Here is an 18,751-nt window from a genome sequence, read left to right on the forward strand (position 1 = left end):
ATTATAATAAAGATAAAAACTCCTGAGGTGTTAATATGGAACGAAGAGATAAATATAACTATTATTTAGATATAGCTGAGACTGTTTTAGAAAGAGGAACATGTTTAAGAAGAAACTATGGTTCAATTATAGTAAAAAATGATGAAATAATTTCGACTGGATATACAGGTGCACCTAGGGGAAGAATAAATTGTATTGATAAAGGAAGTTGTATAAGAGAACAACTTAATGTTCCTAGGGGAACCCACTATGAGTTGTGTAGAAGTGTTCATAGTGAGGCTAATGCAATAATTAGTGCTGCTAGAAGAGATATGATAGGTGCAACTTTATATTTGGTTGGAAGAGATGCAGTTTCAAAGGCTTATGTAGAAGATGCTAATTCTTGTTCTATGTGTAAAAGGCTGATTATTAATGCTGGTATAGAGAAAGTTGTAATTAGAAATTCCAAAAATGAGTATAAAGTTATTTATGTTGAAGAATGGATAAATAATGATGAATCTTTAGAATACCAAAGTAAAGGGTATTAATAAGTGGAGGTAAGGGATGAAAAAAATAAAGGTAATGACAATCTTTGGAACAAGGCCAGAAGCTATAAAGATGGCTCCATTAGTTAAAGAATTAGAAAGAAGAGAAGAAATTGATTCAAAAGTATGCGTGACGGCTCAACATAGAGAAATGCTTGATCAAGTATTGGATTATTTTGAAATCGATACAGATTATGATTTAAATATAATGAAAAACAAGCAAACATTGACAGGGATTACTAGTAGAGTGCTTGAAGGATTGGATGCTGTTTTTGAAGAAGAAAAACCTGATATGATATTAGTTCATGGAGATACAACTACGACTTTTGGTGGTGCATTAGCAGCATTCTATAAGCAAATTAAGGTAGGACACGTGGAAGCAGGATTAAGAACTTTCGATAAGTATTTTCCATTCCCAGAAGAAATGAATAGAAAATTAACTGGATCATTAGCTGATCTTCACTTTGCACCAACTATTGGTTCTAAAGAAAATCTATTAAGAGAAGGTATAAACGAAAAAGACATATATGTAACTGGTAATACAGTAATAGATGCAATGGAACACACAGTAAAAGAAGATTACAAATTCGAAACAGAAGAGTTAAATCATATTGACTTTGAAAAGAAAAAGGTAATAATGATAACGGCTCATAGAAGAGAAAATTGGGGAGAAGGAATAGAGAATATTTGTATAGCTCTAAAGAGAATTGTGGAAGAAAATAAAGATGCAGAATTGGTGTATTTAGTTCACTTAAATCCTGTGGTTAAAGATGTAGTATTCAAACATCTAAATGATAAAGAAAGAGTACATTTATTACCACCACAAGATACTAAAGAAACTCATAATTTAATGAAAAAATCATTTATGGTAATGACTGATTCTGGTGGGTTACAGGAAGAAGCTCCTCACTTAGGAAAACCTGTTTTGGTATTAAGAGATGTTACAGAAAGACCAGAAGCTGTTGCAGCTGGAACAGTTAAATTGGTAGGTACGGATGTTGAAAAGATAATTACTGAAGCGAATAAATTACTTAATGATAAAGATGAGTATGAAAAAATGAGTAAAGCCGTTAATCCTTATGGAGATGGAAAAGCTTCAATAAGAATAGTTGATGCAATTGAGAATTACTTCGGATTAAGTGATAAGAAAATTGAAGAATTTAAATAAAAAAATAAGAGTAGAAGCCGAGCTTCTACTCTTATTTTTTTATAATGGATCGATAATAAGATGATGAAAAAATATATATTGCATGGTAAATACTTGAAAATTTAAAAAGGTATATCGTACAATTGAATTAAGTATATAAGTGTTTAAAAAATCAATTTATTATTCTTATTATATTAAGAGAAGATTAAGGAGATTGTATGAAAGCAAAAAGGATTTTGTTTCACATTCTAGTATACACCATGCTTTTTGGCGGGATTATGGGTATTGTAAAAGGATTAATTCCACATATGACATGTTTTAATTTTCGTCACTTATTAGGAATAGGTAACACGTATAATGAAGAGAATACTCCTATCTATTCTATTGTGTATGGGGTATTAATGGCTGTACTTGAAATAGTATCTTCAATATTGTTATTGACTAAAAAAAGAGTTGGAATAAAGCTTGCTATAACTACACTTTCTATTAATGCTTTGGGATGTACTATTTCAATTTTGATTGGGGATATATTGTCTATAGGTAGTTTGTTAACTAGATTTTTCGCAATTTATATTCTGATAAAGGCAAAAAGTTTTTATTATTGAGTTAGTATAAGGTATAAAGGTGAATTTCCTGGCGTTAATCTATACCATAGAAAAGATTGTTATTTTTTTATCAAAAAACCATTGATTATGTTAATGAAAGTAGATATAATAAAGAAGATGAAAGTGTTTTAAATTAACTTAAAATATATCCTAGGAGGTTACAAAATGAAAGAAGTTGTTATCGTAAGTGCTGTAAGAACTGCATTAGGTTCCTTTGGTGGAAGTCTAAAAGATGTTTCAGCAGCTGATTTAGGAGCTACAGTAGTAAAGGAAGCTTTAAACAGAGCAGGATTAAAAGGTGAACAAGTAGATGAAGTTATTTTAGGAAATGTTATCCAAGCTGGTTTAGGACAAAATGTTGCTAGACAAGTAGTTGTTAAAGCTGGTTTACCTGTTGAAGTTCCAGCAACAACAATTAACATAGTATGTGGTTCAGGATTAAAATCAGTAGCATTAGCTGCTCAAATGATTAAAGCAGGGGATGCTGATGTAGTAATAGCTGGTGGTATGGAAAGTATGTCACAAGCACCTTACCTATTAAAGACTTCAAGATGGGGTCAAAGAATGGGCGACGGAAAAATGGTTGACTCAATGATTAATGATGCTTTATGGGATGCATTTAACAACTATCACATGGGAGTTACTGCTGAAAATATAGCAAAAGAATGGAACTTAACAAGAGAAGAATTAGATGCATTTTCTGCAGCTTCTCAACAAAAAGCAGAAGCAGCTATAAAAGCTGGAAGATTTAAAGATGAAATAGTTCCAGTTGTTATTCCTCAAAGAAAAGGTGAACCAAAGGTATTTGATACTGATGAATTCCCGAGATTTGGAAGCACTGCAGAATCATTAGGAAAATTAAAACCAGCATTTATTAAAGATGGTGTTGTTACTGCTGGTAATGCATCTGGAATAAATGATGGAGCAGCTGCTATAATAGTAATGAGTGCTGATAAAGCTAAAGAGTTAGGAATAAAACCATTAGCTAAGATACTTTCTTACGGAACTAAGGGATTAGATCCATCAATAATGGGATATGGTCCATTCCATGCTACTAAAAAAGCACTTGAAGGTACTGGTTTAACAGTGACAGATTTAGATTTAATAGAATCAAATGAAGCTTTTGCAGCACAAAGTGTAGCTGTTGCTAAAGATTTGAATTTTGATATGGAAAAAGTAAATGTAAATGGTGGAGCTATAGCTCTTGGACATCCTGTTGGAGCTTCAGGTGCAAGAATCCTAGTTACATTACTTCACGAAATGCAAAAAAGAGATGCTAAAAAAGGTTTAGCTACTTTATGTATTGGTGGAGGAATGGGTACAGCTCTTATAGTTGAAAGAGAATAGTTTTAAATAGAGAATACAGATATAAAAATACCAATCTTGAATATTATTCAAGATTGGTATTTTTTACTCTTTAGTAATTTGTAATATCTCAAGGTTATGTATAACTTATAAGTTCCCTGTAAAAAATCGACGGCTCATAATTGCCTTGACGATTTTTTATAAAATAAATATCTTATTCATAAAAATACAAAACCTATGAATTTTTATGTTAAGATAAAGAAACTTTTTAGATAATAATTTGAAGGAATAATATTTATAAAAGAAAGAACAATAAATCATGAAGAAAAAGTGCGAAATAACATAAATATTATAGAAATATAGTGAATTTAAGGTGAATTTTTTATTAATATTATGCAATTTTTTAAAAAAATATGAAATATGTTAATGTTGGCTATTCAATTGTATTAAGATGATATTCTATTGCAAAATAAAATAAAAAAAATATTTTGTCAAATAGTTAAATAAATCTCAAAATATTACGAAATTAATATAAATAAGACTTTTGAAAATGTTGACATTTTAATAAATGATTTTGAAGCTCAAAAATGAATTTTCAGACAATTGAATAGCTTGCAAAATAATAGTTATTTTATAAGGAAAACAAAGAATCAGCAAGCTACGGGCATGATGAGAATATTAAACTTACATATTGGGAGAATATCGATTAATAACGACATTTTTAAATGGATATAAGATTTTGTTAATTTTTTTATGAGTTATATAATAATCACATGAATTAAACTAAGGAGTCATTATAATGGAAAAATCCCTTAAGGAACTAATAGTTAAAAACTCCAAGTTGGATATAATAGTTATGAGTGTAATCACATTAAGCTTATTTATTTTTATAAATAGCAAAGTCGCTACTGTTTATTTCATAGGGGCAATGGTTAGTGTGATTAATTTTATTATAAGTGGCTATTTTATGTCAAAGTTTTTGACAAAGAATAGTCTGTTTTATGGAATAGCATATGCCCTAAGGATATTCTTGATATTACTAATTGGTATGGCATTTGCAAATGAATTTATTTTGCTTTCAGCGTATATAGGTGGGTTTGTTACTCATCATGTATGTTTGATAATTTACTGGATTTTCATAAAGAAAGGAAGTGAGTAAGTTGATGGAGAAAGTAGAACCACTGGTATCTTTTTATTTGGGAAATTTTAAAGTAGACATTACTATTCAAGTAGTAATTGAATGGATTGTAATGATATTAATTATTGCTTTAGCTATTTGGTCTACTAATAGTTTAAAGAAAAAACCAAGTAAAAAGCAAACAGTGGTGGAAATGGCATATGAAGCTTTATCCGGAATGGTAAAAGACAATATGGGCGAAGGATATCAAGGATTTGTACCATTTATCGGTACATTAGGTGCATTCATATTATTAATGAATCTAACAGGTCTTGTTGGAATAGCGCCACCAACTTCAAACTATAGTGTTACAATTGCTTTTGCAGTGATGACATTTTTAATTGTTAATGCAAATGCACTAAAAAAAGTTGGAGTAAAACACTATTTAGGTGGACTTTGTGAGCCTTTTCCAGTTATGTTACCCATAAATATCATAGAAAGATTGATGTTACCAGTATCTCTTTCACTGAGACTTTTTGGTAACATTCTAGCAGGAACAGTACTACTAGATCTAGTTTATATGGCACTAGGAAGTGTACTCGCAGGTGTATTCAAGCTGGGTGTTCCTGTATTCTTGCATGCATATTTTGACTTGTTTGATGGGTTAATCCAAGCGTTCATATTTATGATGCTTACAATGATAAATACAAAAATTACAGCAGAACATTAATCAATAAAAGGAGGATTTTAAAATGGATTTAGCATTAGCAATGAGAGCATTAGGTGCAGGTATCGCTGCAATAGCTGGTATAGGTGCCGGTGTAGGTATAGGTATAGCTACAGGTAAAGCAATAGAAGGAATTTCAAGACAACCAGAGTTAAGTGGTAGACTTACTACAACATTATTTATAGGTTGTGCTCTTGCAGAAACAACTGCATTATACGGTCTTCTAGTTTCCTTAATCTTAATATTCGTTGGAGTAAAATAGTAAGTAACAAAAAAATTTAATTACTGACTCCAGAAGGGAGGCATGGGCTAACATATGGATATAAATGTTTCAACGATTATATTTACAATAATTAACTTTATCATTTTGCTTTTAGTTTTAAGACATTTCTTTTTTGACAAGGTTAAGAACATAATTCAAGAAAGAAGAACTGAAATAGAAGATAAGATGAGTAAAGCTGATGAAGATCTTGAAAAAGCAAGATTATTTAAAGTTGAAAATGAAAGAATATTAAAATCAGCTAAGGATGAAGGAAAAGGAATTACTGAATCATATAAACAGAAAGCTGATAAGATATACAATGAAATAGTACAGGATGCAAATAAAGAAGCTGGTATTATAATGGATAGAGCTAAACTTGAAGTGGAGAGAGAGAAGCAAAAAGCAGAAGCAGAAATAAAGAAACAAGTTGTTGATTTAGCTGTTATGCTTTCTGAGAAAGCTCTTGAAGAGAGCATAGATGAGGAGAAACATAGAAAACTTATCAATGATTTTATAGCTAAGGTAGGTATTTAATTATGTATGAATACTTAGATAGGCGTTATGCTCTAGCTCTTTACCAAATTGCTGAAGAAAAAGGCAAGGTTGATGAATATTTAGCTGATTTAAGAGAAATTTGCTCATATGTTTACAATGATAGTAACTTTTTTGAGGTTATTAAACATCCTCAAATAAGTACATCAAAGAAAAAAGAAGTGTTTACTAATATTTTTAAAGGTAAAGTTGATGAAGAACTATTATCATTCTTATTAATATTAGTTGAGAAAGACAGAATATCATATTTAAAAGAGAAGCTTAATGAGATGGAAAAAATTCATCTTGAAAGAAACAATACTCTTTTGGCTACAGTTCAAACTGTTATTCCTCTAGAGAGAGGACAATTTGATGAGCTAAAAGGAAATTTAGAAAAAAAATATGATAAGAAAATTATCCTTCGAGAAGAAATAAATGAGAGCATTATCGGAGGAGTTTATGTGAGAGTTGGAAATGAAATAATTGATGGTACAGTTAAATCCAAACTCGAGGAAATGAAGGCTCTTATGCTTAAGAGAGAATAGGGGTGAATCTATGAACATCAGACCAGAAGAAATTACTTCTATTATTAAAAATGAAATAGAAAAGTATGAAAAACATATTAAGACTGAAGATTCTGGTACTATTATACAAATAGGTGACGGTGTTGCTAGAGTTTACGGCCTTGATGATTGTATGGAAGGTGAACTTTTAGAGTTCCCTAATAATGTATTCGGAATGGCATTAAACCTTGAGCAGGACAACGTTGGTTGTGTTCTTTTAGGATCTGAAGAAGGTATAAAAGAAGGCGACATTGTAAAAAGAACAGGAAAAATAGTTGAAGTTCCAGTAGGAGATGCTTTAGTAGGTAGAGTAGTTAATGCTCTAGGAGAAGCTATCGATGGAAAAGGACCTATCATAAATGATGGATATAGAGCAATTGAAGAACCAGCTCCAAGTATCATTGACAGAAGTTCAGTTAATGAACCTATGCAAACTGGTATAAAAGCAATTGACTCTATGATTCCAATAGGTAGAGGTCAAAGAGAACTTATAATAGGAGATAGACAAACAGGAAAAACTGCTATTGCTCTAGATGCTATTATCAATCAAAAAGGAAAAGATGTTATTTGTATATATGTAGCTATAGGACAAAAACAATCAACTGTTGCTCATATAGTTAATACATTAACAGAAATGGGTGCGATGGATTATACTACTATTGTTAGTTCATCAGCTTCTGACACAGCACCATTACAATATCTATCTCCATATGCAGGATGTGCAATAGGTGAATACTTCATGCATAAAGGAAAAGATGTCCTAATTATATATGATGATTTGACTAAGCATGCAGTTGCTTATAGAACAATGTCACTATTACTTAGGAGACCACCAGGCAGAGAAGCTTACCCAGGAGATGTGTTCTATATACATTCAAGACTTCTTGAGAGAGCGGCTAAGCTTTCAAAAGAACATGGTAGTGGTTCAATAACTGCGCTTCCAATAATTGAAACATTGGCTGGTGACGTAACAGCATACATACCAACCAACGTTATTTCAATAACAGATGGTCAAATATTCCTTGAATCAGAATTATTCTTCTCAGGACAAAGACCAGCTGTTAATGCAGGTATATCAGTATCAAGAGTTGGTGGAAATGCTCAAATTAAAGCAATGAAGCAGGTTTCTGGTACATTAAGATTAGAACTTGCTCAATATAGAGAACTTGCAGCTTTTGCTCAATTTGGTTCTGATTTAGATAAAGACTCAAAAATGAGACTAGAAAAAGGTAAGAGATTAGTTGAAGTACTTAAGCAAGATCAATACACTCCAATGGATGTTGAAGAACAAGTAATGATCTTATATGCAGCAGTTAATGATTTCTTATCTGATATAAAAGTAAATGATATAATCAAATTTGAGAAAGAATTCTTAGAATTCATGGATACTCATCATAGAGAAGTAGGTAAAGCGCTAGTTGAGAAAAAAGTACTTGATGACGAAGTGAAATCTCAATTAGAAGCATCTATTATTGAATTCAAGAAAATATTCTTACAAGGAGCATAGCTTTTAAAAGCTATGCCATCTTTTAGGAGGTGGATATATGGCAGGAGCAGGACTTCTTGATATAAAAAGAAGAATAAAGTCTGTTAACAACACCAGAAAAATAACAAAAGCCATGGGACTTGTTGCCACTTCTAAACTTAGAAAGACAAGACAACAACTTTCTCTTAATGATAGTTATTTAGAATCTGTGAATAAATTAACAGAAAGTTTGGTAGGTTCAGTAGAGGATACAAATAATAATATTTATTTTAATCCTAAAAGTGAAGGAGCCATTTTATACATTCTTATGACATCAGATTCAGGTTTGTGTGGAGGATATAATGGAAACACTGTATCTTTCTTCGCCAGTGAGGCTTCAAGAGTACCTGATGCAAAAGTTATGGTTGTAGGTCAAAAGGGCTTAGGCTATTTAAAGAAATATAACTATGAAACTGTAGCAGAATATGTTGAAATACCTGATGTTCCAACTATAAAAGAAGCAAAAATAGTATATGAACATGCTATAAAGCTTTATAGAGAAGGAAAAATATCAGGAATAAGAATGATATACACTGATTTCATTTCTCCAGTTAAACAGGAATTAAAGAATATAAAATTACTTCCATTGGAGAAAAGTAATAAAGGTAATTTAACTTTATTAGCAGAACCTAGTATAGATGAAGTTTTAGAAGGGACTTTAGAAGTCTACTTAAAATCAGTAATTCTTAATTGTATGCTTAATTCAAAAGCTAGTGAACAAAGTTTAAGAATGAGTGCTATGGATGGAGCAACTAAGAATGCAAATGATTTATTAGATGCATTAAATACAAAATATAATAGAATTAGACAAGGCGCTATAACTCAGGAAATATCCGAAATTGTTGGAGGAGCTGAAGCGCAAAAATAGTAAGGAGGTAATCTGATGCCTGGTACTATCGGGAAAGTGGTTCAAGTAATTGGACCAGTAGTAGATATAAAATTCGATACTGATGCCCTTCCAAACATATACAATGCAATTGAGATTGTTAATGGGGATCATAAGGTAATAGCAGAAGTTGAACAACATACAGGCGACGATATCGTAAGAGCCATTGCTTTAGAAGCTACTGAAGGCTTAAGAAGAGGTATGGATGCTTATGATACTGGAAAGCCAATAAGTGTTCCTGTAGGAGAAAAAGTTTTAGGAAGACTATTTAATGTATTAGGTAAAACTATTGATAATGAAGGTGATGTAAGTTCAGAAAATTTATATCCAATTCATAGACCAGCTCCAACATTCCAAGAACAATCTGTAGAACCAGAAATGTTTGAAACTGGAATAAAGGTAATAGATTTAGTTGCTCCATATCAAAGAGGAGGAAAAATAGGTCTATTCGGAGGAGCCGGAGTTGGTAAAACAGTTCTAATCCAAGAGCTTATAAACAACATAGCTAAACAACATGGTGGTTTATCAGTATTTACAGGGGTTGGAGAAAGATCAAGAGAAGGTAATGACCTTTACCATGAAATGAAAGATTCAGGAGTTATTAATAAAACAGCTCTAGTATTTGGACAAATGAATGAACCACCAGGTGCTAGAATGAGAGTTGCGTTAACTGGACTTACAATGGCAGAATACTTTAGAGATCAAGGTCAAGACGTTTTACTATTCATAGATAACATATTTAGATTTACACAAGCTGGATCAGAAGTTTCAGCATTACTTGGAAGAATACCTTCAGCAGTTGGTTACCAACCAACATTAGCTACTGAAATGGGTGCTTTACAAGAAAGAATCACTTCAACAAAAAGTGGATCTATTACATCTGTTCAAGCAGTATATGTACCTGCAGATGATTTAACAGACCCAGCTCCTGCAACAACATTTACTCACTTGGATGCAACTACAGTTCTTTCAAGAAGTATATCAGAGCTTGGTATTTATCCAGCAGTTGATCCTCTTGATTCAACATCAAGAATTCTTGACCCAAGAGTTGTTGGTAAAGAACATTATGAAGTATCTTCAAAAGTTAAACATATTCTTGAAAGATATAAAGAACTACAAGATATTATAGCAATACTTGGAGTAGATGAACTTTCAGAAGAAGATAAACTTGTTGTTGGTAGAGCAAGAAAAGTTCAAAGATTCTTATCTCAACCATTTACTGTTGCAGAGCAATTTACTGGTATGGTAGGTAAATATGTTCCAGTATCTGAAACAGTTAGAGGATTTAAAGAAATCTTAGAAGGAAAACATGATGATCTTCCTGAATCAGCATTCTTATTTGTTGGAACAATTGAAGAGGCAGTAGAAAAGGCTAAAGAGATTGCTAGCAAATAGTAATCTGTAAAGGGGCGAAGTATTATGTCAACTAATTATACTTTAAAAATAGTAACTCCTGATAAAATTGTATATGAGGGAGAAGCATCTAAAACTCTTATAGCTACTAATAATGGAAGCTTAGAGATGTATGCTAATCATACCCCTATAGTGGTTGTTACTGTTCCAAGCAAAACTGTATTTTATGATGAATCAGGAAAAGAAAGAGAACTATTTACATCTAGCGGAGTTGTTTCATTCGAAAATAACCAAATGATTTTTTGCTGTGATGCAGCTGAATGGCCGGAAGAAATAGATGTAGAAAGAGCTGAAAGAGCTAAAGAAAGAGCTGAAAACAGATTAGATGATTCTGAAGAATATGATAAACATAGAGCTGAAGTTTCATTACAAAGAGCTTTAATAAGATTAAGCATCAAAAAGTAATTGGATAATGGTTTATTCTAATTATTTTATACGACTTACTTATTTATAGTATTATAATTTGAAAATCTTGAAGGTTTTCTTTAGAAAAGATACCCCCAGAACTTTAATTATTCTGGGGGATTTTTTTTACTTTTTATTAATTTAATAATTTCAAAGCATATATATGTTATATATATGGAAAATATTCACATATATTGAGAGTGTTAATATACTGTAATATACAATAAATTAATCTTTTTATTAATATAAAAAAAATTGAATAGGAAATGAATACCTTGACCATAATTAAGAAGAAAGGTAGGGGGTATCATGAAGTGCAAGAATAAAATAAAGTTATTGGTGCTTTTCCTAACTTCTCTCTTAACCTTTTTAAATTTTTATAATTTAAAATGTCAGGGTTTTCAAAGTTTACAAAATAAGTTTTTAGAGAGTCATAATGATGTAGAGAGAAGCTTGGTGATTGAAGGCAAAAGCAATGAAAAGTATGAGAACTTAAGTGAGTATCTATTCAAAAATATCTCAAATGATTATAATGGAGAATTAACTAATGAAAAGTCAGCTAATTCTAAGATTTTAAAAATTAATTCCCAAAACTTCAATATGGAAATACAAGTTTTTAATGAAAATAAAAGTAGTTTTAGAATAATATTTTCTACTAAGAATAAAAAGGAAAACTTAGAAGCAGTTAAAAAAAATATAAACTATCTCCTAAAGGAAAAAGCATTTGATTTGAGATATTTTCAAGAAATTAAGGGCAGAATAGAAATAGAAGAAGATATGAAAAAAACATTGAATAAGCAATTTGAATCTCTAGGAATTAAAAAATATTCATTGTTAAAAATTAGTAATGGATATACAGGGGAAGCAGAATTGGGAAATAGTACTATAAACTTCGCTATTTGCACATATGAAAAAAAATCCTACATTATTATTGGTGAACCAATAATAATATCAACATATTAACAATAATTCATGGAGGATAATATGGAAAAAATCAGAGTAAAAGGTGGAAGTACTTTAGAAGGTGAAGTTGAAATAAGTTCTGCGAAGAATTCTGTTCTCCCAATAATTGTAGCATGTATACTATGCGGAGATAAAAATATAATAAAGGAAGCACCTTTGTTAGAAGATGTTTACGTAATATGTGATGTTTTAAAAGAATTAAATGCATCAGTAGAAATAAATGAAGTAAAAAGAGAGTTAACTATTGATACAAAGAATCTTATACCAAATAGTGCAAATAGTGAACTAATAAAAAAAATGAGAGCATCCTTTCTAATAATGGGACCAATGTTAACTAAGTTTGGTCATGCAAAATTATCACATCCAGGTGGATGTAATATAGGTACAAGACCAATAGACCTTCATTTAAAAGGGTTTAAGGCTTTGGGTGCTGATATTTCTATAGGACATGGATTTGTAGAGGCAAAAGCATCAAAGCTTATAGGAAATAGAATATATTTAGATTTCCCATCTGTTGGAGCGACAGAAAATATAATGATGGCTGCAGTCTATGCAAAAGGCACAACAATAATTGAAAATGCTGCAGAAGAACCAGAAATATGGGATTTAGCAAATTTCTTGAACTCAATGGGTGCTAAAATATATGGTGCTGGTCAAGGAAAAATTACCATTGATGGGGTAGATGAATTACGCCCAGTAGTTTATAGACCTATATATGATAGGATTGAAGCTGGTACATTTATGGTAGCAGCTGCAATAACTAAAAGTAAGATTAAAATCAATGGAGTAAATGAAGAGCACTTAAGACCTATAATAGAAAAATTAAAAGAGTGTGGAGTTAGTATAGACATTGTTGAAAATGAAAAAATGATAGTAGATGGAAGAGGAATACTAAAGCCAGTAGATATAAAAACTTTACCATATCCAGGATTCCCTACTGATATGCAGGCGCAAATGATGAGTTTGTTAACATTGATTAAAGGATCAAGTATTATATCCGAAACAGTTTTCGAAAATAGATTTATGCATGTTCAGGAACTAATAAGAATGGGTGCAAGTATTAAAATTGATGGGAGAACAGCTATTATAGAAGGTGTAGACAGGTTAACTGGAGCAGAAGTTAAAGCAACAGATTTAAGAGCAGGTGCTGCAATGATTTTAGCAGGATTAGCTGCAGATGGATATACAGATATAAGTGATATCTATCATATTGATAGGGGCTATGTTAATATCGAAGAGAAGCTTAGAAAATTAGGGGCAAACATAGAAAGAATTAATATATAATTACTAAAGAGTATGATTTTAAAGTAGAATATAAAATTTATATAGATTTTTATTTATTAAGAAATGAAAAAAGTGGTATTAAATAAAAATCCTTAGAAATTTTAATCTTATAGAAAAGGCTGATTAGGCCTTTTTTATTTTCAATATGAAGTAATTAATATCTGAATAAAAGTAGACCTCACTGCGTATATTTATTATGTAAAACAATATATAGGTGGGGGTTATGAGATTTAAAAAAATAAATATTAAAATATCAAAAAAAATAATAATTTTCCTTTTGCCAATACTAGTTTTAATATTTGTCCCTAGCATAATTCTTGTATGGGGAAAGGTTCCTTTAAATTCTTTAAATTTTGATAAGTTAGGAGAACAAGAATCTAAACAAGTTGAAGGTAAGGATTTCTCAAAAGTAACTGTATATAAAACTAAAACAGGAACAACTGAAAAAGTTGATTTAGAGGTATATGTCTTAGGCGTTTTATCTGGAGAAATGCCAGCTGCATTTGATGATGAGGCGTTAAAAGCTCAAGCTGTAGCAGCAAGAACATTTGCAATGAAACGAATTTTATATCCTTGTACTGAAGCAAAAGGAGCAGATGTTTGCGATACAGTCCATTGTCAGGTCTTTATGAGTAAAGAAGATAGAGTGAGTAAGTGGGACAAAGATAAATCAGAAGAATACTGGCAAAAACTACAGGATGCAGTTTCTGCTACAAAGGGAAAAGTACTAACATACAATGGAGAATTAGTATTATATCCACAATTTTTTTCTACAAGTTGGGGAAAGACTGAGGATGCTGAAGCTGTTCTCTCAACTGCATTACCATATCTTCAATCAGTAGATTCTCCTGGAGAGGAAGTAGCACCTAAGTTTAAATCTAGTATTACTATTAGTAGTAAAGAATTCGTGGAAAAAATTAATAATAAATATAAAGAGGCTAAGCTATCTGTTAATAATATAAAAGATTCTATAAAAATCGTTAGCAAAAATCCAGGTGGGTCAGTAAATGAAGTTAAAGTAGGTGGAGTAACAATAAAGGGTACAGAATTTAGAAGTTTACTATCTTTAAATTCAGCTAATTTCACTTTTTCATTTTCAAATAAGGGAATAGAAATACAGAGCTTTGGATATGGGCATGGAGTTGGAATGAGCCAATGGGGTGCAAATGTAATGGCGAAGAGTGGGGTAAAGTATGAAGAGATTTTAAAACATTATTATAAAGGAATAGAATTAAAGGATGTATCTGAAGTTAAGATAAGTAAATAAAAGATAATCAAGTTTATTAAATATAAAAGTGTAAATAATTAGGTTGATAAGATATTTATAAAACTCTAAAAATGGAGTTCTATTAAAATTTTATCAGCCTTTTTATTTTGAGAAAAATGTAGAAAAAAGAGGAAAATATTTACTGGAATAAATGTATTTTTTTATGTATATAAGGACAGACTACGAAATGGAGGTGTTCATATTGGATAAACAAAGTAAATTTCAAAAATTAAAAAACCTACTTAGAAAGGAGAGTTTTTACGTAGTCCTTTTTGTGTGTTTATGTGTTATTGCTAGTGCAGCTGCAATATCAATTAGAAAAGCTAAGGAGAATAGTAATCCTCCAGTAGCTGAAAATTCTCAAGATCTGCCTATTAATATAAATAATTCTGGTGGAACTAATAAAATTGATAATGCTGAACAAGTTAAAAATACTCAGGAAACAAAAAATCAAACCAATAAAGGTACTACAGGAAAAACTCAAAATGTATCATCTACAAGTAGCGTTCAGTTTGTTAAACCACTAGATGGAACTTTATTAAGAAAATTTACTTATGGAGTTTCACTAGTAAAAGTTGATACAAACAAATATGACAGCATTAAGGGAATAGATATTGCAGGAAAAGTTGGTAGTACTGTTGTTGCTGCAGCTGATGGTGTTGTAGATGAAATTGGAAATGAAGATGGAGATTTAAGTGGTTGGTATGTTGTAATTAAGCATTCAAATGGATTAAAGAGTAAATATGCTAACTTAGATTCTGATATTAAAGTTAAGAAGAATGATAAAGTCACTCAAGGAAGTGTAATTGGTAAAGTTGGCGATACAGCTAAAAAACTTACTAATAAAGAAGAGGGCGATCATTTACAATTTCAGATAATAGATTCAAAAGGTGAACAAGTGGATCCATTAAAGTATATAACTTTAAAAAGCAAGTAAAACTTTACCTAATGTGAAATCAGTCATTTTATCTATGAAAATGACTGATTTCTAAGGAATTTAAAGAAAAAATAATGCATATTAATAAATATATCGAATTAAGGAGGAGCCTCGTTTTGAAAGACTACATTGAAGAAAGAGTACTAGAGGTGGCGCAATATATAATTGATTCAAAAGCGACAATTAGAAAAACTGCTAAGGTATTTGGTGTAAGCAAAAGTACAATTCATAAGGATATGACAGAACGTTTACCCAAAATAAATCCAACAATAGCATTAGAAGCGAAAAATATTTTAGATTTAAATAAAGCAGAAAGACATATAAGAGGTGGAAAAGCTACAAAATTAAAGTACAAGGCTATTGAATAAAAACATAATTCCATATTATAATTAGAATGGGTATAAATTGTAGAAAAATAATACAAGTTATATAATTAAATCATTTTAGGAGTGAATATGGAATGTGGTTTTGGAGAATGGGAACTGATCTTGCTATAGACTTGGGTACGGCAACAGTTCTAGTTTATATGGCGGGAAAAGGAATAATATTAAAAGAGCCTTCAGTTGTGGCAGTAGATAAAAATACAAATAAAGTTTTAGCTGTAGGTGAAGATGCAAGAAAAATGATAGGTCGTACACCTGGCAACATAGTTGCAGTACGTCCACTAAGAAATGGTGTAATTTCTGATTATGATATTACTGAGAAAATGTTAAGACATTTTATTCAAAAGAGTTGTGGAAAAAGAAAAATCTCTGCTCCAAAGGTTATGGTGTGTATACCATCACAGGCTACAGAGGTAGAAAAGAGAGCTGTTATTGATGCAGCAAAAAATTCAGGAGCAAAATCTGTTTATCTAATAGAGGAACCACTTGCAGCTGCAGTAGGTGCAGGTTTGGATATTTCTGAACCAAGTGGCTCTATGGTTATAGATATAGGCGGAGGAACAACTGATATTGCTGTAATATCTCTAAAGGGAGTAGTTGTAAGAGCATCGATTAAAGTTGCTGGAGATAGATTTGATGAAGCTATTATTAGATATATAAGAAATAAATTCAAATTAATGATTGGAGAAAAAACTGCAGAAGAAGTGAAAATCATAGCAGCGTCAGCATTAAAAGGTGCTAGAAATGAAACTGCAACTGTAAGGGGTAGAAATCTTGTTACTGGATTGCCAGATAACATAGAAGTTACAACTGATGAGTTAGTTAGTGCACTTGAAGAGCCTGTTAGATTAATAATTGATAAAATTCACGATGTTTTAGAAAAAACTCCACCAGAGCTGGCAGCAGATATTATAGACAAGGGGATATTAATGACAGGTGGAGGAGCTTTATTACACGGATTAGATAAGTTGATAGAGTTTGAGACTGGAGTTAGGGTATTTATTGCAAATGATACTGTAGAATGTGTAGTATTAGGATCTGGAAAGGTTCTTGCAAGCATAAACAAAAACAATACTGAAGCTATCGAAAATGAAGTGCAAAGAGCATAGTAATATACTAAAATGAATGATTAAGGATGATTAAAGGGTTTTAGCAATATCAATACTATATTCATTTTTGAGCTTTTTTAACCATCCTTTTAGCTTTCAATAAATTTTTGAGGTTAATAGTTAAAGTAATAACTAATGATTTAGTACTTTAACTATTAACTTTTTTTGCTTTATTTTGTGCTTGATGAAAGATAATAACTATGAACAATTCCCTTAACAATAACCTTACACATTTCAAATATTAGGGATAATCGGATTGCTCTATTTGAAAAGATCTCAGAATTATTGCTTGTATCGACTATACCAATAATGGATACATCCCCAACCTTAGGAAGTTTTTTTCCTACCCCTTTACCAGGATGAATTGGGTAATCTCTCACGTGTATCTCGCCCACAGAATCAGTATCCCCAAGACAGGCATCAATACCTATAATCAAGGCGTTAGGGTGCTTTAAATATATCTCCTGAAGCTTGTCGTCTATATTTAATGCATGAATAGGTGAGTTTAAGGTTCCATATACAGGGATAGGAAGTAAGGTATCGATTAATAGGGTTCCAACCATTGGACCAAGGCAATCACCAATACATTTATCTGTACCTATACATATTATTATAGTTTCATTATTAATATAATCTTTTAAAAAATATGCTAGTTCATAATAGGACATAGGGTCTTTATATGAGACTTTAACCTTATTCAAAGAAATTCCCCTTTCTTAAAACAGAAATAAAAGTATAACCTAAGTAGAAATTTAAAAGGTACTATACTATATATGAAGGGAATATTAAATTTATTAAAAAAAGTATAAATACACAAAAAAGTGGCAATAAAACTTAATAGTGTGAGGTGATTAAATGAATAAAAAGATTCTAACTATAATTGTTATTATTGCTACAGCAATTAGTGTATATTTTATATTGAAGCCTTTAAATAACGAAAAAGATAAAAGTGGCACTGTGCAAGTGAATAGGCAACCTTTAGAAAAAAAAGTAGCAGACTCTAAAAAAGATACTAAACAAGAGACTAAAAAAGAAGATGTTAAAGCACAAGAAGAACCAGTTAAAAAGGCTGAAAAAGAGGACAAAGATGTCAAAGAGGAAGTAATACCTGAAAAAAACTATACAGATAATACTGATGCTAATAAAGAAGAAAAAGACAACGAAGATGATGCTTTAACTGCAGCAATGATATTTAAAGTTGATAAGAGTACAATTGAAAGTAAGATGTCTTTGACAAGTAAAGCTAAGTTATTATTTTATGCAAAGCGTTTGTCTAATTTTGATTTTGCAAGAATTAAACAAATATTAGCATCTGACGATGAAGTTAATGGCGCAAAAGAGATTTTTAGGATCCTTAAAAGTAGATTAAATTCCAATGAATATAACGAAGTTAAGGGTATTCTTAATCCATATATAAATACAGACAAGATTGAACAATACATTGATACATAAAATGCTATTTTAAAAGTTAGGCTTTATAATTTTTATGCTGAAGCTTGAACTTATTGTAGAAATGTGAGATTATTGATATAGTAGCTATATTACAAGGATAATAAAGGATAATAGAGTAATAAAGAGTTAATTTTGTTATACGAGTTAATATGGGGGTTGAAACTTATTTGTTATCCCCTTATACTATTCATTGTCGGTCAACGTAGTTCAATAAACAATGAATAGTATATAATTTGTAAATAGTATTCATAATAGAATATATAGTGATTGGTAAATAATATGCTGGCATGGCTCAACGGTAGAGCAGCTGACTTGTAATCAGCAGGTTGTAGGTTCGATTCCTATT

Annotated in this window: 21 protein-coding genes; 20 read left to right on the forward strand and 1 reads right to left on the reverse strand. The window is 30.9% G+C overall.

The window, feature by feature from the left end; all coding sequences use genetic code 11:
- Positions 1-35: 35 nt before the first annotated feature.
- From L1S47_RS18110 to mreB, 19 genes are all read left to right on the forward strand, one after another.
- Positions 36-527, forward strand: a complete 492-nt coding sequence (locus L1S47_RS18110) for a dCMP deaminase family protein (protein ID WP_202768029.1) — start codon at positions 36-38, stop codon at positions 525-527.
- Between the two features lie 16 nt (positions 528-543).
- The gene (gene wecB / locus L1S47_RS18115; protein ID WP_238885776.1) at positions 544-1,692 is read left to right on the forward strand and encodes a non-hydrolyzing UDP-N-acetylglucosamine 2-epimerase; all 1,149 of its coding nucleotides are present in this window, start codon (positions 544-546) and stop codon (positions 1,690-1,692) included.
- A gap of 197 nt (positions 1,693-1,889) precedes the next feature.
- Positions 1,890-2,276: a hypothetical protein gene (locus tag L1S47_RS18120; protein WP_238885779.1), complete on the forward strand. Its 387-nt coding sequence runs from the start codon at positions 1,890-1,892 to the stop codon at positions 2,274-2,276.
- Between the two features lie 165 nt (positions 2,277-2,441).
- Entirely contained in the window at positions 2,442-3,623 is a 1,182-nt protein-coding gene (locus L1S47_RS18125; protein WP_238885782.1) for an acetyl-CoA C-acetyltransferase, read from the forward strand.
- A 757-nt stretch (positions 3,624-4,380) separates the two neighbouring features.
- Positions 4,381-4,740, forward strand: a complete 360-nt coding sequence (locus L1S47_RS18130; RefSeq protein WP_238885784.1) for a hypothetical protein — start codon at positions 4,381-4,383, stop codon at positions 4,738-4,740.
- A gap of 4 nt (positions 4,741-4,744) precedes the next feature.
- Positions 4,745-5,428 carry a F0F1 ATP synthase subunit A gene (locus L1S47_RS18135; RefSeq protein WP_202768024.1) on the forward strand — a complete coding sequence of 228 codons (684 nt, stop codon included), beginning with the start codon at positions 4,745-4,747 and terminating at the stop codon, positions 5,426-5,428.
- A 22-nt stretch (positions 5,429-5,450) separates the two neighbouring features.
- Positions 5,451-5,687 (forward strand): ATP synthase F0 subunit C, encoded by a 237-nt coding sequence (atpE, locus tag L1S47_RS18140; RefSeq protein WP_202768023.1) that lies wholly within the window; start codon positions 5,451-5,453, stop codon positions 5,685-5,687.
- A 54-nt stretch (positions 5,688-5,741) separates the two neighbouring features.
- Positions 5,742-6,221 (forward strand): F0F1 ATP synthase subunit B, encoded by a 480-nt coding sequence (locus L1S47_RS18145; RefSeq protein WP_238885787.1) that lies wholly within the window; start codon positions 5,742-5,744, stop codon positions 6,219-6,221.
- A gap of 2 nt (positions 6,222-6,223) precedes the next feature.
- The gene (locus tag L1S47_RS18150; protein ID WP_238885800.1) at positions 6,224-6,763 is read left to right on the forward strand and encodes a F0F1 ATP synthase subunit delta; all 540 of its coding nucleotides are present in this window, start codon (positions 6,224-6,226) and stop codon (positions 6,761-6,763) included.
- 10 nt (positions 6,764-6,773) lie between these two features.
- Positions 6,774-8,288 (forward strand): F0F1 ATP synthase subunit alpha, encoded by a 1,515-nt coding sequence (gene atpA, locus L1S47_RS18155; RefSeq protein WP_238885803.1) that lies wholly within the window; start codon positions 6,774-6,776, stop codon positions 8,286-8,288.
- Positions 8,289-8,325: 37 nt separating this feature from the next.
- Positions 8,326-9,174, forward strand: coding sequence for an ATP synthase F1 subunit gamma (gene atpG, locus L1S47_RS18160; protein ID WP_238885806.1), 849 nt, complete (start codon positions 8,326-8,328; stop codon positions 9,172-9,174).
- 15 nt (positions 9,175-9,189) lie between these two features.
- The gene (gene atpD / locus L1S47_RS18165) at positions 9,190-10,587 is read left to right on the forward strand and encodes a F0F1 ATP synthase subunit beta (protein WP_238885809.1); all 1,398 of its coding nucleotides are present in this window, start codon (positions 9,190-9,192) and stop codon (positions 10,585-10,587) included.
- A 24-nt stretch (positions 10,588-10,611) separates the two neighbouring features.
- Positions 10,612-11,010 carry an ATP synthase F1 subunit epsilon gene (gene atpC / locus L1S47_RS18170; protein ID WP_238885812.1) on the forward strand — a complete coding sequence of 133 codons (399 nt, stop codon included), beginning with the start codon at positions 10,612-10,614 and terminating at the stop codon, positions 11,008-11,010.
- Between the two features lie 309 nt (positions 11,011-11,319).
- The gene (locus L1S47_RS18175) at positions 11,320-11,973 is read left to right on the forward strand and encodes a hypothetical protein (protein ID WP_238885814.1); all 654 of its coding nucleotides are present in this window, start codon (positions 11,320-11,322) and stop codon (positions 11,971-11,973) included.
- Between the two features lie 21 nt (positions 11,974-11,994).
- Positions 11,995-13,257: a UDP-N-acetylglucosamine 1-carboxyvinyltransferase gene (murA, locus tag L1S47_RS18180; protein ID WP_202768015.1), complete on the forward strand. Its 1,263-nt coding sequence runs from the start codon at positions 11,995-11,997 to the stop codon at positions 13,255-13,257.
- 223 nt (positions 13,258-13,480) lie between these two features.
- Positions 13,481-14,524: a stage II sporulation protein D gene (gene spoIID, locus L1S47_RS18185; RefSeq protein ID WP_238885818.1), complete on the forward strand. Its 1,044-nt coding sequence runs from the start codon at positions 13,481-13,483 to the stop codon at positions 14,522-14,524.
- 202 nt (positions 14,525-14,726) lie between these two features.
- Positions 14,727-15,461, forward strand: coding sequence for a M23 family metallopeptidase (locus L1S47_RS18190; RefSeq protein ID WP_202768013.1), 735 nt, complete (start codon positions 14,727-14,729; stop codon positions 15,459-15,461).
- A 116-nt stretch (positions 15,462-15,577) separates the two neighbouring features.
- The gene (spoIIID, locus tag L1S47_RS18195; RefSeq protein WP_202768012.1) at positions 15,578-15,829 is read left to right on the forward strand and encodes a sporulation transcriptional regulator SpoIIID; all 252 of its coding nucleotides are present in this window, start codon (positions 15,578-15,580) and stop codon (positions 15,827-15,829) included.
- A 92-nt stretch (positions 15,830-15,921) separates the two neighbouring features.
- A complete protein-coding gene (mreB, locus tag L1S47_RS18200) occupies positions 15,922-16,953 on the forward strand; it encodes a rod shape-determining protein MreB (RefSeq protein WP_238885821.1) in 1,032 nt (343 codons plus the stop codon).
- Positions 16,954-17,123: 170 nt separating this feature from the next.
- Here the strand turns inward: mreB and yyaC are convergent, their stop codons facing one another.
- Positions 17,124-17,654: a spore protease YyaC gene (yyaC, locus tag L1S47_RS18205; RefSeq protein ID WP_238885827.1), complete on the reverse strand. Its 531-nt coding sequence runs from the start codon at positions 17,652-17,654 to the stop codon at positions 17,124-17,126.
- A 154-nt stretch (positions 17,655-17,808) separates the two neighbouring features.
- Here yyaC and L1S47_RS18210 point away from each other — a divergent pair, with 154 nt between their 5' ends.
- On the forward strand, positions 17,809-18,405 hold the full coding sequence (locus L1S47_RS18210) for a hypothetical protein (protein WP_238885830.1): 597 nt from the start codon (positions 17,809-17,811) through the stop codon (positions 18,403-18,405).
- The last annotated feature ends 346 nt before the right edge of the window (positions 18,406-18,751 follow it).

Source organism: Clostridium sp. YIM B02551 (assembly GCF_022324735.1).
In the GTDB taxonomy this organism is placed as follows: domain Bacteria; phylum Bacillota; class Clostridia; order Clostridiales; family Clostridiaceae; genus Clostridium_T; species Clostridium_T paridis.